This window comes from Massilia sp. MP_M2 (assembly GCF_039123635.1).
GTDB lineage: Bacteria > Pseudomonadota > Gammaproteobacteria > Burkholderiales > Burkholderiaceae_D > Telluria.
The window spans coordinates 307,948-322,798 of the sequence record NZ_JBCHJF010000004.1 but is presented as its reverse complement, the minus strand read 5'-3'; the positions used below and the strand labels follow the sequence as shown (position 1 = coordinate 322,798).

General features: G+C 64.5%; 16 protein-coding genes. 11 read left to right on the top strand and 5 right to left on the bottom strand.

Annotation, left to right across the window (positions count from 1 at the left end):
- Positions 1-198 precede the first annotated feature (198 nt).
- Both can and RCH14_RS11750 read left to right on the top strand, forming a co-directional pair.
- Entirely contained in the window at positions 199-897 is a 699-nt protein-coding gene (can, locus tag RCH14_RS11755; RefSeq protein WP_343026293.1) for a carbonate dehydratase, read from the top strand.
- Positions 863-1,255 (top strand): nucleotide pyrophosphohydrolase, encoded by a 393-nt coding sequence (locus RCH14_RS11750; RefSeq protein ID WP_343026436.1) that lies wholly within the window; start codon positions 863-865, stop codon positions 1,253-1,255. Before can ends, RCH14_RS11750 begins: the two co-directional genes overlap by 35 nt.
- Positions 1,256-1,268: 13 nt before the next feature.
- Here the strand turns inward: RCH14_RS11750 and gabD are convergent, their stop codons facing one another.
- The gene (gabD, locus tag RCH14_RS11745) at positions 1,269-2,723 is read right to left on the bottom strand and encodes an NADP-dependent succinate-semialdehyde dehydrogenase (RefSeq protein ID WP_343026292.1); all 1,455 of its coding nucleotides are present in this window, start codon (positions 2,721-2,723) and stop codon (positions 1,269-1,271) included.
- A 251-nt stretch (positions 2,724-2,974) separates the two neighbouring features.
- Here gabD and RCH14_RS11740 point away from each other — a divergent pair, with 251 nt between their 5' ends.
- Both RCH14_RS11740 and RCH14_RS11735 read left to right on the top strand, forming a co-directional pair.
- On the top strand, positions 2,975-3,748 hold the full coding sequence (locus tag RCH14_RS11740; RefSeq protein ID WP_343026291.1) for a gamma-glutamyl-gamma-aminobutyrate hydrolase family protein: 774 nt from the start codon (positions 2,975-2,977) through the stop codon (positions 3,746-3,748).
- On the top strand, positions 3,748-5,118 hold the full coding sequence (locus RCH14_RS11735; protein ID WP_332533165.1) for a glutamine synthetase family protein: 1,371 nt from the start codon (positions 3,748-3,750) through the stop codon (positions 5,116-5,118). The genes RCH14_RS11740 and RCH14_RS11735 overlap by 1 nt, the downstream gene beginning before the upstream one ends.
- A 55-nt stretch (positions 5,119-5,173) precedes the next feature.
- On the opposite strand, the gene RCH14_RS11730 is transcribed toward RCH14_RS11735, so the two are convergent.
- From RCH14_RS11730 to RCH14_RS11720, 3 genes are all read right to left on the bottom strand, one after another.
- The gene (locus RCH14_RS11730) at positions 5,174-6,616 is read right to left on the bottom strand and encodes a sodium:solute symporter family protein (RefSeq protein ID WP_343026290.1); all 1,443 of its coding nucleotides are present in this window, start codon (positions 6,614-6,616) and stop codon (positions 5,174-5,176) included.
- Positions 6,617-6,692: 76 nt separating this feature from the next.
- The gene (locus tag RCH14_RS11725) at positions 6,693-7,427 is read right to left on the bottom strand and encodes a LytTR family DNA-binding domain-containing protein (RefSeq protein WP_343026289.1); all 735 of its coding nucleotides are present in this window, start codon (positions 7,425-7,427) and stop codon (positions 6,693-6,695) included.
- 2 nt (positions 7,428-7,429) lie between these two features.
- Entirely contained in the window at positions 7,430-8,491 is a 1,062-nt protein-coding gene (locus tag RCH14_RS11720; RefSeq protein ID WP_343026288.1) for a histidine kinase, read from the bottom strand.
- A 166-nt stretch (positions 8,492-8,657) separates the two neighbouring features.
- Between RCH14_RS11720 and RCH14_RS11715 the strand changes: the two genes are divergently transcribed.
- Positions 8,658-9,809 carry an MFS transporter gene (locus RCH14_RS11715; RefSeq protein ID WP_343026287.1) on the top strand — a complete coding sequence of 384 codons (1,152 nt, stop codon included), beginning with the start codon at positions 8,658-8,660 and terminating at the stop codon, positions 9,807-9,809.
- Positions 9,810-9,822: 13 nt separating this feature from the next.
- On the opposite strand, the gene panB is transcribed toward RCH14_RS11715, so the two are convergent.
- Positions 9,823-10,710 (bottom strand): 3-methyl-2-oxobutanoate hydroxymethyltransferase, encoded by an 888-nt coding sequence (gene panB / locus RCH14_RS11710; RefSeq protein WP_343026286.1) that lies wholly within the window; start codon positions 10,708-10,710, stop codon positions 9,823-9,825.
- Between the two features lie 267 nt (positions 10,711-10,977).
- On the opposite strand from panB, the gene RCH14_RS11705 reads away from it, so the two are divergent.
- From RCH14_RS11705 to arsH, 6 genes are read left to right on the top strand one after another with little or no spacing between them, the layout of a single operon-like run.
- On the top strand, positions 10,978-11,310 hold the full coding sequence (locus RCH14_RS11705; protein ID WP_343026285.1) for a metalloregulator ArsR/SmtB family transcription factor: 333 nt from the start codon (positions 10,978-10,980) through the stop codon (positions 11,308-11,310).
- A gap of 45 nt (positions 11,311-11,355) precedes the next feature.
- On the top strand, positions 11,356-11,856 hold the full coding sequence (locus RCH14_RS11700) for an arsenate reductase ArsC (RefSeq protein WP_343026284.1): 501 nt from the start codon (positions 11,356-11,358) through the stop codon (positions 11,854-11,856).
- Between the two features lie 24 nt (positions 11,857-11,880).
- Positions 11,881-12,360: an arsenate reductase ArsC gene (locus RCH14_RS11695; RefSeq protein WP_343026283.1), complete on the top strand. Its 480-nt coding sequence runs from the start codon at positions 11,881-11,883 to the stop codon at positions 12,358-12,360.
- Positions 12,361-12,416: 56 nt separating this feature from the next.
- Positions 12,417-13,697 (top strand): arsenic transporter, encoded by a 1,281-nt coding sequence (locus tag RCH14_RS11690; RefSeq protein WP_343026282.1) that lies wholly within the window; start codon positions 12,417-12,419, stop codon positions 13,695-13,697.
- 15 nt (positions 13,698-13,712) lie between these two features.
- The gene (gene arsC / locus RCH14_RS11685; protein ID WP_343026281.1) at positions 13,713-14,135 is read left to right on the top strand and encodes an arsenate reductase (glutaredoxin); all 423 of its coding nucleotides are present in this window, start codon (positions 13,713-13,715) and stop codon (positions 14,133-14,135) included.
- Positions 14,132-14,848, top strand: coding sequence for an arsenical resistance protein ArsH (gene arsH / locus RCH14_RS11680; protein ID WP_343026280.1), 717 nt, complete (start codon positions 14,132-14,134; stop codon positions 14,846-14,848). Before arsC ends, arsH begins: the two co-directional genes overlap by 4 nt.
- The last annotated feature ends 3 nt before the right edge of the window (positions 14,849-14,851 follow it).

Genomic DNA, 14,851 nt, shown 5'->3' with positions numbered 1-14,851 from the left:
CTCGGCGGTTTTTTTTGCCCACATGGTTGGCGTCTTGCCAACGAGTGAAGCATTCAGAGCGGGTGTTATCGTATTGACGACGGTGCCCGCGAGTGCGGTTATACTCCCCCTGTTTCGAGACGTACCCGCCGTAAAACCTGCTCCAGAACAGGCCAGGCAACGCCCCATCCGGGACGGTAACAAGCACAAGGAACCAAGATGGACAAATACAAGACCAAGGGATTGACTGCGACAGAGCTGTTCGAGCGCAACCGGACGTGGGCAGCCACGATGGTGGCCGAGGACCCGAACTTCTTCAAGGCGCTGTCGGAACAGCAGGCACCGGAATACCTGTGGATTGGCTGCTCGGACAGCCGCGTCCCCGCCAACGAATTGCTGGGCATGGCGCCGGGCGAACTGTTCGTTCACCGCAATATCGCCAACGTCGTCGTGCACTCCGACCTGAATTGTCTGAGTGTGCTGCAGTTCGCGATCGACGTACTGAAGGTCAAGCACATCATCATCTGCGGCCACTACGGCTGCTCGGGCGTGCACGCGGCGCTGACCGATGCGCGCGTGGGCCTGGCCGACAATTGGCTCGGCCACGTGCGCGACGTACGCGACAAGCATGGCAAGTATCTGGGCCACGTGAGCGGCCGCGCCGCCACCAACCGCCTGGTCGAGCTGAACGTGGCCGAGCAGGTCATGAACACAGCCCACACGACCATCGTGCGCGATGCGTGGGAACGCGGCCAGCCATTGACCATCCACAGCTGGGTGTACGGCGTGCACGACGGCTTGCTGCGCGACCTGGGCATCACCGTGAGCAGCTTCGAAGAGATCGAACCGAAGCTGCGCCGCGTGCTCGATGGCTACGTCGATGATGGCGTCGTGCGTGAAGAGCGGCGTGGACAGTGATCTGATGCGGCTGCGCGCGCTGGTGCGCGCGTTTGTCGACGAGCGGGATTGGGATCAGTTCCACACGCCCAAGAACCTCGCTTCGGCCTTGACCGTCGAGGCGGCCGAGCTGCTGGAGCATTTCCAGTGGCTGCAGTCGGGCCGCGCCGAAGAACTTGGCGCGGATAAACTGGTCGAGGTGCGGCACGAGATGGCCGATGTGCTGGTGTATCTCGTGCGGCTGGCGGACAAGCTCGACGTCGACCTGGTTGCGGCGGTCGAAGAAAAGATGGTGCTCAACCGGGCGAAGTACCCGGCCGAGCTGGTGCGCGGCGATGCACGCAAGTACCATGAGTACAAGGATTACAAAAAAACGTGATCGCCGGCGCCGCTTACATGCCGCCCATGCAGATGTACTTCACGACCAGGTAATCATCCATCCCGTAGGTCGAGCCTTCGCGGCCCAGGCCTGACTGCTTGACGCCGCCGAAGGGCGCGATCTCGGTCGAGATGATCCCGGTATTGACCCCCACCATCCCGCTCTCGATCGCCTCGGCCACACGCCAGACGCGGCCGATGTCGCGCGCATAGAAGTACGACGCCAGCCCGAACTCGGTATCGTTGGCCAGTGCAATCACTTCTTCTTCGGTCTTGAAGCGGAACAGCGGCGCCAGCGGCCCGAAGGTTTCTTCGCGCGCCACCAGCATATCGGACGTTACGTCGGTCAGCACCGTCGGTTCGAAGAAGCTGTGCCCCAGCGCGTGGCGTTTGCCGCCCAGCAGCAGCTTGGCGCCCTTGGCCTGCGCATCCTCGATGTGCTGCTCGATCTTGCGCACGGCTTTTTCTTCGATCAGCGGGCCTTGCGTAACGCCTTCTTCGCGGCCGTCACCCACCTTGAGCTTGCCCACCGCCACGGCGAGCTTGCGCGCGAATTCGTCATACACGCCATCCTGCACGTACAGGCGGTTGGCGCACACGCAGGTTTGCCCGGCATTGCGGAATTTTGACGCGATTGCGCCCTCGACCGCAGCATCCAGATCGGCATCGTCGAACACGATGAACGGCGCATTGCCGCCCAGTTCGAGCGAAATCTTCTTGACCGTCGGCGCGCACTGCTCCATCAGCAGACGCCCCACGGCGGTCGAGCCGGTAAAGCTCAGCTTGCGCACGAGCGGGTTGCCCGTCATTTCGCCGCCGATGGCTTTCGAGTCGCCAATGACGACGCTGAACACGCCGTTCGGTACACCGGCGCGCTCGGCCAGCACGGCCAGCGCCAGCGCCGACAGGGGCGTGAGTTCGGCCGGCTTGAGCACGATCGGGCAACCGGCAGCCAGCGCCGGCGCGACCTTGCGGGTGATCATCGCGGCCGGGAAGTTCCAGGGCGTGATCGCGGCGCACACGCCGATCGGCTCCTTGGTCACGACGATGCGTTTGTCCGGCCACGGCGAGGCCAGCGTCTCGCCGGCAACGCGCTTGGCTTCTTCGCCGAACCACTCGAAGTACGAAGCGGCGTAGGTGACTTCGCCCTTGGCCTCAGGCAGTGGTTTGCCTTGTTCCAGCGTCATCAACAGCGCCAGGTCGTCGGCGTTTTCGAGCATCAGGTCGGACCAGCGACGCAGGATCACGGCGCGTTCTTTTGCAGGCAGCTTGCGCCAGGCGGGCCAGGCGGCGTTGGCCGCGTCGATGGCACGCTTTGTTTCGGCAGCGCCCATATGCGGCACGCTGGCCACGGTTTCGCCATTGGCGGGATTGATCACGGCGATGGTCTGGCCATCGTCGGCGTCGCACCAGGTGCCTGCAATAAAGGCTTGCTGGCGCAGCAGGGAAGGGTCTTTCAAATTCGGCATAGTGTCCTCGTCATTTCATGTCGAGCATCGGCTGCAGGGCGCGGATGCAAGGTGTCATGGTAGACCTATTCCGCGGCGAACGTCCCCGCACACGGGATTGCCGCATACCAAGATTCTGGAAGTTGTAATGACTATTGGAAACGTGTGGGCGGGGTGTCCGGAATGACGTTAGGCTTTTGACATGCAATTTCCCCCTTGCCCGACCCACCGATTTGCTCGCGGTCGCGCGCTTCAAAGAGAAGGACAACACCATGCGCCCTATCGTCATCGTCCCCGCATGCACGCGTGATTTCGGCGAACACCCGTATCACGCCGCCCAGCACAAGTATGTCGACGCCGTCACCCTGGGCGCCGATTGCGCTTCGCTGATCCTGCCATCGTCCGGCGAATCGCTGGACCTTGACACCATCTTCGGCACCATCGACGGCATCATGCTGACCGGCTCGGCATCCAATGTCCATCCCAGCTACTACTCGGAAGAACTACTCGACCCGTCATTGCCGCAAGACCCGGCGCGCGATCAGACCACCTTGCCCCTGATCCGCGAAGCGGTGCGCCGCGGCGTGCCGATCATCGCCATCTGCCGTGGTTTTCAGGAGATGAACGTGGCGCTTGGCGGCAGCCTGCACCAGGCAGTGCAGACGGTGGCCGGCAAGTTCGATCACCGCGAAAAAGCCGAGCTCGGCATGGACGAGCAGTACGGCGACGCGCACAACGTCACCGTCACGCCCGGCGGCGTGCTCGAAGGCATTCTCGGCGCGGCCGAGATCCCCGTGAACTCGCTGCACGGGCAGGGCGTGAACGAACTGGCGCCTGGCCTCACGATTGAAGCAGTGGCCGAGGATGGCCTGGTGGAAGCGTTCACCGTATCGACCGCGCCCGGCTTCACGCTGGCCGTACAGTGGCATCCCGAATGGCGCATCCAGCACAACCCGTACTCGATGAAGATGTTCCGCGCCTTTGGCGACGCCTGCCGTACCTACCACGCCGCCCGCAAGCGGTCGCTTACCGACATGAGGCAATAATGGCAATCCGCGAAAATTTCAGTTATACCGATATGGAAGAGTGGCTCGACGCAAAGCGGGTCACCGAGATCGAATGCCTGGTGCCCGATCTGACCGGCGTTGCGCGCGGCAAGATCCTGCCGCGCGTGAAGTTCACGGACGACCGTGGCATGCGCCTGCCCGAAGTCGTGCTTGGCATGACCGTCACCGGCAACACGCCGGAACGCGACGATGCCTACGAACGGGCGATTTCGAGCATCGACCGCGACATGATCCTCAAGGCCGACCCCACCACGATCACGATGGTGCCGTGGGCCGTCGACCCCACCGCGCAGGTGATCCACGACTGCTATTACGCCGACGGCCGCCTGGTCGACTTCGCGCCACGCAGCGTGCTGCGCCGCGTGCTCAAGCTGTATGAGCAGCGTGGCTGGAAACCGCTGGTGGCGCCCGAACTCGAGTTTTATCTCACGGCCAAAAACATCGACCCGAACCTGCCGCTGGTGCCGCCGATCGGCCGCAGCGGGCGCGCCGAAACGAGCCGCCAGGTCTACAGCATCGACGCGGTCAACGAATTCGATCCGCTGTTCGAGGACATCTACGATTACTGCGAGCTGATGAACCTGGACGTCGACACGCTGATCCACGAGATCGGCGCCGGCCAGATGGAAATCAACTTCCAGCACGGCGAGCCGCTGGGCCTGGCCGACAAGGTGTTCTACTTCAAGCGCACCTTGCGCGAAGCGGCGCTCAAGCACGACATGTACGCGACCTTCATGGCCAAGCCGATGGTCGACGAGCCGGGTTCGGCGATGCACGTGCACCAGAGCGTGGTCGATGCCGGCACCGGCAAGAATATCTTCAGTACCGAAGACGGCGCGCCATCCGACCTGTTCCACCACTATATCGGCGGCCTGCAGCGCTACATGCCATCGGCAATGGCGATCGTCGCGCCGTACGTGAACTCGTACCGCCGCATCGTGCGCCACACGGCTGCGCCGATCAATCTGCAGTGGGGCATCGACAACCGCACGGTGGGCTTTCGCGTGCCGGTCTCGGGCTCGCAAGACCGCCGCGTGGAGAACCGCGTGATCGGGGCCGATGCCAACCCGTACCTGGCACTGGCGATCACGCTGGCCTGCGGCTACCTGGGGATGGTCGAAGCAATCGAGCCGTCAGCGATGGTGGAAGGCAGCGCCTACGATCTGCCGGTGGAACTGCCGCAGGGGCTGTCCGAAGCGATCACGGTGCTGCGCCGCGAAGACCGCCTGCGCGACGTGCTGGGCGAGCGCTTCATCGACGTCTACACGGCAGTCAAGGACCTGGAGCACCAGGAGTTCATGCGGGTGATCAGCCCGTGGGAACGCGAGCACTTGCTGCTGCACGTTTGATCGGCCGACTGTTGCATGCGTGGACGGGGAACCCGCCCACGCATGCAACCAATGCTTACGCCACCACTTCGCGGCGATTGATCAGCACCTGCGGCGCCAGCGACCCGACGACCATGCCGGCGAACGCCATGATCAACCCGGCCAGCTGCCCCGGGAAATGCACGCCCCATCCGGTGATCTGCTCGAAGAACAGCACCCACGTCAGCAAGCCCCCGGCGATCGACAGGATCGCACCCTGGGTCGTCGCGCGCTTCCAGTACAGGCCCATCACCAGCGGCACGAACGCCCCCACCAGCGGCACCTGGTAGGCGCTCGAGACCAGCTCATAGATCGACGTGCCTTGCATCGCGATCGCGTACATCAGCACCAGCGCGGCGAAAATCACGATCGTGATGCGCATCGCCAGCAGCTGCTGGCGGTCGGTCATGCCGGGCCGGATATTCTTGAGGATGTTCTCCACAAAACTCGTCGACGGCGCCAGCAGCGTGGCCGACGACGTGCTCTTGATCGCCGAGAGCAGGGCGCCGAAGAACAGGATCTGCATCACCAGCGGCATCTTGGTCATCACGAACGTGGGCAGCAGGCGCTGGTAGTCGTTCTGCGCGATGTCGAGTGCCTGGCTGCCCATCACCACCACGGCGGCAGCGACGATGAACATCGGGACAAAAGCGAACAGGATGTAGCTGACGCCGCCGATCACGGCGCCGGTGCGCGCGGTTGGCGCGTCCTTGGCCGACATCACGCGCTGGAACACGTCCTGCTGCGGGATCGAACCGAACATCATCGTCACGGCCGCGGCGATGAAGAACATGATGTCGGTAAAGCTCGGCTCGGGCCAGACGCGCCACAGGTCGGCGCTCTGCGCCATCGCCATCACGTTGCCGGCGCCCCCGGCCAGGTCTGCCGCGAACCAGGCGATCACGCTCATGCCCACCACCAGCACGATCATCTGGATGAAGTCCGTGATCGCCACCGCCAGGAAGCCGCCCACCACCACATAGATCAGCACCGTCAGCGTGCCGACGATCATGCCGGTCGCCGGCGACATCGCGCCGGCCGTCAGGACCGAAAACACCAGGCCCAGCGCCGTGATCTGCGCCGCGACCCAGCCGAGGTAACTCATGATGATCGCGACCGAGCAGAAGATCTCGATGCCCTTGCCGTAACGCTGGCGGTAGTAGTCGCCAATCGTGAGCAGGTTGAGTTTATACAGCTTGGTGGCGAAGAACAGGCCCACCAGCACAAGGCACATGCCGGCGCCGAACGGGTCTTCGATGACGGCGTTCAGGCCGCCCTGGACGAACTTGGCCGGAATGCCCATCACGGTCTCGGCGCCGAACCAGGTGGCGAACGTGGTGGTGATGACCATGATCAGCGGCAGGCTGCGCCCGGCGACGGCAAAGTCGCTGGTATTCTTGATCCGCGTGCCCGCCCACATGCCGAGAGCCAGCGTGCCGAGCAGATAGAGCACGACGAAGGTGATCAAAGTGAGGTTCATGCAGTAGGTGCTCCGAAGCCAGGAAATTTATGAGCGGAAAATTCCGCGATTATAAATCCGAAACCTGGCCGGCGGCCTAAATTGCCATCTCGCGCAGCAGTCGGGAGGCTTCGCGGTTGGCGCCGATGCAGGTCCCGTCGCGCATGAAGATCTGTAGTTGCGACTGGTCGTCGGCGCGCATCGATTCGACGAAGTCCAGGTTCACCAGCGCCGAGCGGTGCACGCGGATGAAACGCCGTGGATCGAGCTGCGCTTCGAGTTCCGACATCCCGATGCGCACCAGGAAGTGCTGGCCACGTGCGCTGATCACGGTGTACTTCGAATCGGCCTTCATGTATTCGATCTCGTGCGCAGCGAGGGGAAAGATGCGGCCCCGGTCGCGCACGAGGATGCGATCGAGCGGCGCCGGCCCTGCGCTGGCGCGCACCAGCGCACCCTCGACGGCGGCGCGTTCGGACCGCGCGCCATCGAGCAGGCGCGCCACGCTGTCGGCAAAGCGCGCCCGCGTGAACGGCTTGAGCAGGTAGTCGACGGCGTGCAGCTCGAACGCAGCCACCGCATATTGATCATAAGCGGTCGTGAAGACGATCTGCGGCAGGTAGTCGAGCTGGCGCAGCACCTCGAGACCCGTCATCTCGGGCATCTGGATGTCCATGAACACCACGTCGGGCCGCAGCGTCCCGATGCGCGCCAGCGCGCTCGCGCCGTCAGCGGCTTCGCCCACCAGCCGCAGGCCGGGATGGGCATAGATGGCGTCGCGCAGCACGTCGCGCGCGAGCGGTTCGTCTTCGGCGAAAAATACGGTCTTCATGGTCATGGCGTCGTGGGCACGGTGACGCAGGCGGCAAAGCCGGCGCCGGGTTGGGAATCGATGCGCAGCGCGGCGCGGCCGGCGTAGTCGAGCTCCAGGCGCCGACCGATGGTGCGGATGCCCAGGCCGGGCGAAGCCTCGATCGTGGCCGCTGCGGCGCCGGGGCCGTCATCGCGCACGGTCACGCGCAGCAGGCCGGTAGCGGATTCGCGTCGGCTCTCGATGCGCAGCACGCCATGGCGCGTGAAGGGATTGAAGGCGTGCTTGATGCTGTTCTCGACCAGCGGCTGCAGGCTCAGGGCCGGCACCAAACAATCGCCCAGGTCGGGGTCGAGATCCCATTCCACCCGCAGGCGCTCGCCCAGGCGCAGGCTTTCCAGCTCCAGGTAGTCGCGCACGAAATCGAGTTCGGCGTCCAGCGTGACGCGGTCGATGCCGGCGCGCTCGGTGTCGAGCACATAGCGCAGCATGTTCGAAAACTGGAACAGCGCCGTCTCGGCTGCCTCCGGATTGCGGCCGGTGAGGGCAATGATCGAGTGCAGGGTATTGAACAGGAAGTGCGGATTGAGCTTGCTGCGCAGCGCGCCCAGTTCGCTCGCCACCAGCAGCGTCTGCGCCTGCTGCGTGGCGAGGGCCTGGCGCTGGGTCGCGGCGTTGGCGCGCACCAGGTGAAACACGCCGGCCACCACGGCGTAGCTCATCATGTTGTACAGGAAGGGCCACAGGTGCCACGACAGCGGCTGGGGTGGCGGGTTCTGCGTCACCACCAGCACCGTGTGCGCATAGGTGGCAAACGCCAGCGCCCCCACGACATGGATGACGAAGCGTTGCACGCCGGGCACGGCGCGCCGTTCGAAGCGGCCACTGAGCGGCCAGAGCAGGGCCAGCATCGCGGCCGATGGCGCAATGCTCACGAACGCGCGCCAGAACAGGGACGGGTCGAACTGGCCGGCCAACAGGGTGTCGGCCTGCATCACCAGCGCGATCACCAGCATGTAGCTCAGCCAGGCGGCGACATACAGGCGCCACATCGGCGAGAGGATGGAAGACTTGGTCGAGGTCATTCGTCGAGTATCGCGCAGAACGGTTGGGTTGCGGCGGGTCTTGCGCCGGAATACGGAAATCCGGCGCGAACTGCGAGATGGTGGCCACGAGGTGATGATGCCGGGGCGCTTGCCAGCCATGGCACACCTCTCTACAGTAGCCGTACTGAACCCGAAAGGCCATTGCATGCCCCATGCTGTTACCCTCGACCCACGCAGCATCGACGCGGCGCGCTGGGCCATCTCCACCGTGTTCCTTCTTAACGGCGCCGGCATCGGCCTGTGGGCCGCGCACGTGCCGACCGTGCAGGCGCGCATGGGGATCGACACCGGCATGCTGAGCATGGTGCTGTTGACCATCGCTGCCGGCGCGCTGCTGGCGATGCCGCTGATGGGCGGGCTGACCGGGCGCTGGGGCACGCGCCGCATGGTGCTGCTCTCGGGCTTTGCGTTTGCGGCAATGACGCCCCTGATCATGGGCGCACCAAGCCTGCCGCTGCTGTTCATCGCCGCGTTCCTGTTCGGCGTGAGCAACGGCGCGCTGGACGTCGCGATGAATGCCAACGCAAGCGAAGTCGAAACCGCGCGCGGCCTGCCGACGATGTCGTCGTTCCACGGCTTCTTCAGCCTCGGCGGCCTGTTTGGCGCCGGCATCGGCGGGCTGCTGGTCGGGCAGGGCCTGGGCCATGGCCAGGGCGCGCTGATGGTCGGCGTGGTCACGGCGGTCGTGCTGGCGCTGTCTGCGCCGCGCGTGATGGGCTTTGCCGCCACGCACGGCGCAGGCAGTCACTTCTCGCTGCCGCGTGGCGCAGCGCTCGGCCTGGGCCTGCTGGCGCTGCTGTGCTTTGCGGTCGAAGGTGCGCTGGTCGACTGGAGCGCATTGCTGATGGAAGAGCGCACCGGCGCCACGCCGGCGTCGGCGGCGCTGGGCTTCTCGGCGTTTTCGATTGCGATGGCGGCGTGCCGCTTCGCCGGCGACCGGCTGATCGTGCGCTTCGGCGCGCTGCGCATCATGGTCGTTGGCGGCCTGGCGATGTTCGCCGGACTGGTGCTGGCAGTGGCCAGCACACACTTTGCGCTGTCGGCGGTCGGTTTTGCGCTGGTGGGACTGGGCGCGGCAAACGTGGTGCCGCTGCTGTTCGGGGCTGCCGCGCGCATCCCCGGCATGAGCGCCGGGAGTGGCGTGGCGGCGGTGGCCACGCTCGGCTACGGTGGCTTGCTGCTGGCGCCGCCGGTGCTCGGCTGGGTTGCCATGCACTCGAGCGTGATGGTGGCGCTCGGCGCGCTGTCGCTGTCGGGCCTCGTGATCGCCCTGAGCGCCCGTATTATCAGGCGCTAGGGCGTCATCAACCTCAGAAGCAGTGTTCGGCAGCCGGGAAGCTGCCATCCTTCACGGCCGTTACATAGCTCGTGACGGCCGCATCGATGCTGGTCTGGCCGTCCATGAAATTCTTCACGAAGCGTGCCTTGCGGCCCGGGAACACGCCCAGCAGATCGTGCATCACCAGCACCTGGCCCGAGCAATCGGGGCCGGCGCCGATGCCGATCGTCGGCACCGACAGCAGCTCGGTGACTTCCTTGCCCAGCGCCGCCGGCACCGCTTCGATCAGGATCAGCGCCGCGCCGGCTGCCTGCAGTGCCAGCGCATCGTTCTTCAGGCTGTCGGCGCTGGCGTCGGTCTTGCCCTGCACCCGGAAGCCACCCAACTGGTGCACGAACTGCGGCGTCAGGCCAATGTGCGCGCACACCGGAATGCCGCGTTCGACCAGCAGGCGCACGGTGTCGGCCAGCCAGGCGCCGCCTTCGATCTTGATCATCTGCGCGCCGGCGCGCATCAGTTGCACGGCGCTGTCGTAGGCTTGCTGCGGGTTGCCGTAGGCGCCGAACGGCATGTCGGCCAGCACCAGTGCGTGCTTGTTGCCACGTGCGACCGAGGCCGTGTGATAGACCATGTCGGCCACCGTCACCGGCAGCGTCGAATCGTAACCGGCGCAGACCATGCCCAGCGAATCGCCGATTAGCAGGATCTCGACGCCGCAGCGGTCCATCAGCGAGGCAAAGCTGGCGTCGTAGCAGGTCAGCATCGCGATCTTGTTGCCGGCGGCGCGCATGGCCAGCAGCGATGGCACGGTGACGGCTTTCGGGGTTGCCGGTACGGGGGCCGCGGGCGCGGGCACAGCGGCGGGCGTGGGTACACCGGCGCCAGCCGTCATCTCGTTACCCTGCAAATATCCACTCATGAAGAAATCCTTTAAAACGATACGTCCTGGCCGCGTAGTGTAATGCGGCCCCTGCGAAGCTGCAGGATCTCGAACGAAAAATAAAGCCTGCGGCGCTCGGTTCTTGTCAGCGCGCATTCTACTGCAGCCTGCCTTTCCTGACACGGGCCCGCCAACGGGCTAGTCGGCCACATGTCATCAAGCCGTCAAAATACTTCAATATTCTTTGAATTGTTGTACTGTTCGACTATCATGTTCATGTCTTCTAACGCATCACTCGGGAACCTCATGGATACCAAAGCCACACTTGCCGCCCTGTCAGCGTTGTCGCAGGGTAGCCGCCTTGCGATTTTCCGGCTGCTGGTCCAGGTGGGACCGGCGGGGCTCGCGGCCAGCCGGATTGCCGAGCACCTCGATGTGCAGCCTTCGGCGCTGTCGTTTCATCTGAAAGAGCTGTCGCACGCAGATTTGCTGTCGTCCCGGCAGGACGGGCGCTTCGTGATCTATTCAGCCAACATCGCGACGATGAATGGCCTTGTCGGCTTTCTGACCGAGAACTGCTGCGGTGGCGTGCCGTGCGACGCGGCCGTGGCCAATGCCGATGCCTGCAAGGCGCCATGACGCCGGCAAGGTGCAATCCGATCTGTCCTATTGAAAGGAAACGTCATGCAAGACCATGTTTATAACGTGCTGTTCCTCTGTACCGGCAATTCGGCGCGCAGCATCATGGCCGAAGCGCTGCTCTCGACGGTTGGCAAAGGGCGTTTTCGCACATTCTCGGCGGGCAGCCATCCTGCCGGCGCGGTTCACCCCCTTGCCATCGAACAGGTGCGCGCCACCGGCTATCCGATCGACCAGTTGCGCAGCAAGAGCTGGGACGAATTCGGTGGTGCAGACGCGCCGCACATGGACTTCATCTTCACTGTCTGCGACAAGGCTGCAGGTGAAGCCTGCCCGTATTGGCCGGGCCGCCCCCTGTCAGCGCATTGGGGCTTCGAAGATCCGGCCGCCTGCAAGGGCAGCGAAGACCAGCAACGTGCCATGTTCCAAAAAATTTTCCGCCAGATCCTGGCGCGCGTAAACGTGTTTGCCAGCCTGCCGCTGCACATGCTCGAAAAGAACGCCATCCAGGCCGAGATGATCGCCATCGGTAAAACGCCAGTCTGACCCTTCAACCCAACCTACGATCCCATGAACGTCCTCTTTCTCTGCACCGGTAATTCCTGCCGTTCCGTCCTCAGCGAGGGCACTTTCAACCATCTGGCGCCCGACGGGCTCAAGGCCATCAGCGCCGGCAGCCAGCCGGCGGGCAAGCTGCATCCGCGCGCTGTCGCGCTGCTGCACCGAAAGGGCATCTCGACCGAGGGCTACTACAGCAAGTCGTGGGACGCTTTGCCGGTGACGCCGGATATCGTCGTCACCGTCTGCGGCAGCGCGGCTGGTGAGACTTGTCCTGCTTACCTGGGCCCGGTCCTGCGTACGCACTGGGGCCTGGACGACCCGGGGCATGTGGACGGTACCGACGACGAGATCGAAGCGGCATTCGAGCGCACCTATGCCATCATCCTGGCTCGCACGCAGGCCTTCCTGGCGCTGCCGCTGGACGAATTGAAGGCCGACCGCAACCGCTTCAAGGCCGAGCTCGACCGCATCGGCACCCTGTTGCCCTGAACGTCGTCCTGCACTGCCGACGTTGTATTTGATTGACCTGTTCACTAGGACCCTTCGTGCTCATCGCATCGCTGATTTTTCTTGTAACACTCATTTTTGTCATCTGGCAGCCCCGGGGGCTGGGCATCGGCTGGAGCGCCACGGCCGGCGCGGTCGTCGCGCTGCTCGCCGGTGTGATCCACGTTGCCGACATCCCGGTGGTATGGGGCATTGTCTGGAATGCGACCGGTGCATTCGTCGCCATCATCATCATCAGCCTGCTGCTGGACAAGGCCGGCTTCTTCGAGTGGGCCGCGCTGCACGTTGCGCGCTGGGGCAACGGCAATGGCCGGCGCCTGTTCATCCTGCTCGTGCTGCTGGGCGCCGCGGTATCGGCCCTGTTTGCCAATGACGGCGCCGCCCTGATCCTGACGCCCATCGTGATCGCGATGCTGCTGGCGCTGCGCTTCACGCCCAAGGCCACGCTGGCCTTCGTCATGGCGGCCGGCTTCATCGCCGACATGGCCAGCCTGCCGCTGGTCGTGTCGAACCTGGTCAACATCGTCTCGGCCGACTATTTCGGCATCAGCTTCGCCCGCTACGCGGCGGTGATGGTGCCGGTCAATCTGGTGTCGGTGGCGGCAACGCTTGCCGCGCTCACCTGGTTCTTCCGCAAGGATATTCCGGCGAACTACGACCTGGCGCAATTGAAGCGTCCGGCCGACGCCATCCATGACCGCGCAACGTTCATCACCGGCTGGTGGGTCCTGGCGATGCTGCTGATCGGTTTCTTCTGGCTTGACGACATGGGCGTGCCGATCAGCGCCGTGGCCGCCGCCGGCGCCGCGCTCCTGCTGGCCGTGGCCGCGCGTGGCCACCGCATCTCGACCCGCGCCGTGCTGCGCGACGCGCCGTGGCAGGTTGTCGTGTTTTCGCTTGGCATGTACATGGTCGTCTATGGCCTGAGGAATGCAGGGCTGACGAACTACCTGACCGAGCTGTTGAACGCGTGCGCGCAGTACGGCGTCTGGGGCGCGGCGCTTGGCACCGGCTTCATCACGGCGATCCTGTCTTCGATCATGAACAATATGCCGACGGTCCTGGTGGGCGCCCTGGCGATCGACGCCACCACGACCACCGGCGTGGTACGCGAGGCGATGATCTATGCGAACGTCATCGGCGCCGACCTCGGCCCGAAAATCACCCCGATCGGCAGCCTGGCCACGCTGTTGTGGCTGCATGTGCTGGCGACCAAGGATATCCGGATCTCGTGGGGCTACTACTTCCGGGTGGGTATCGTGCTGACGCTGCCGATCCTGTTCATCACCCTGTGCGCGCTTGCCCTGCGCCTGAGCTAAGAAAGGTTACCTGCCATGAACGTCACCATCTATCACAACCCGAATTGCGGCACGTCGCGCAACACGCTCGGCATGATCCGTAACGCCGGCATCGAGCCGACCGTCATCGAGTACCTGAGCAACCCGCCCGACCGCGCGACGCTGGTCGACCTGATCGAGCGGGCCGGCCTGCCGGTGCGCGGGGCCGTGCGCGACAAGGGCACGCCCTTTGCCGAGCTCGGCCTGGACGATCCGGCGACCACGGACGAACAGCTGATCGACGCGATGCTCGCGCATCCGGTCCTGATCAACCGCCCGTTCGTGGTCACGCCCATTGGCGTGCGCCTGTGCCGGCCCTCCGAGACGGTCCTCGCCATCCTGCCGGCGCCCCAGCAGCGCGCGTTCACGAAGGAAGACGGCCAGGCAGTCACCGACGCCGAAGGAAAGCCGGTCCAATGAACAAGATCGCGAACCTGCCCAATATCCAGCCCGAACTGCTGGACATCCCGACCGTCGACAAGCTCGAACCAGTGGGCGAGATGAATCATCCGCCGCGCATCCTGCTGCTCTACGGTTCCCTGCGCGAGCGCTCGTTCAGCCGCTTTCTGACATTCGAGGCAGCGCGCATCCTCCAGCACTTCGGCGCCGAGGTGAAGATCTTCGATCCGATGACCTTGCCGATGGTGGGCAGCGTGCCGGAGACGCACCCGAAAGTCGTTGAGCTGCGCGAGTTGTGCCTGTGGTCGGAAGGCCAGGTCTGGTGCAGCCCCGAGCGCCATGGCACGGTGACTGCCGTGATGAAGAACCAGATCGACTGGATCCCGCTGGAGCAGGGCGCCGTGCGTCCGAGCCAGGGCCGGACGCTGGCCGTGATGCAGGTCTGCGGTGGTTCGCAATCCTTCAACGTCGTCAACACGCTGCGCCTGCTGGGCCGCTGGATGCGCATGATCACGATTCCGAACCAGTCGTCGGTACCGATGGCGTACAAGGAATTCGATGACGAAGGCCGGATGCGGCCCTCGGCCTATTACGATCGCGTCGTTGACGTGATGGAGGAGCTGGTCAAGTTCACGCTGCTGACCCGGGGCCGCAGCGACTACCTGACCGATCGGTACAGCGAGCGTAACGAGCGTGCGCTGAAGGCGATCGACCGGCAGATCGAGAAAATCTGAACC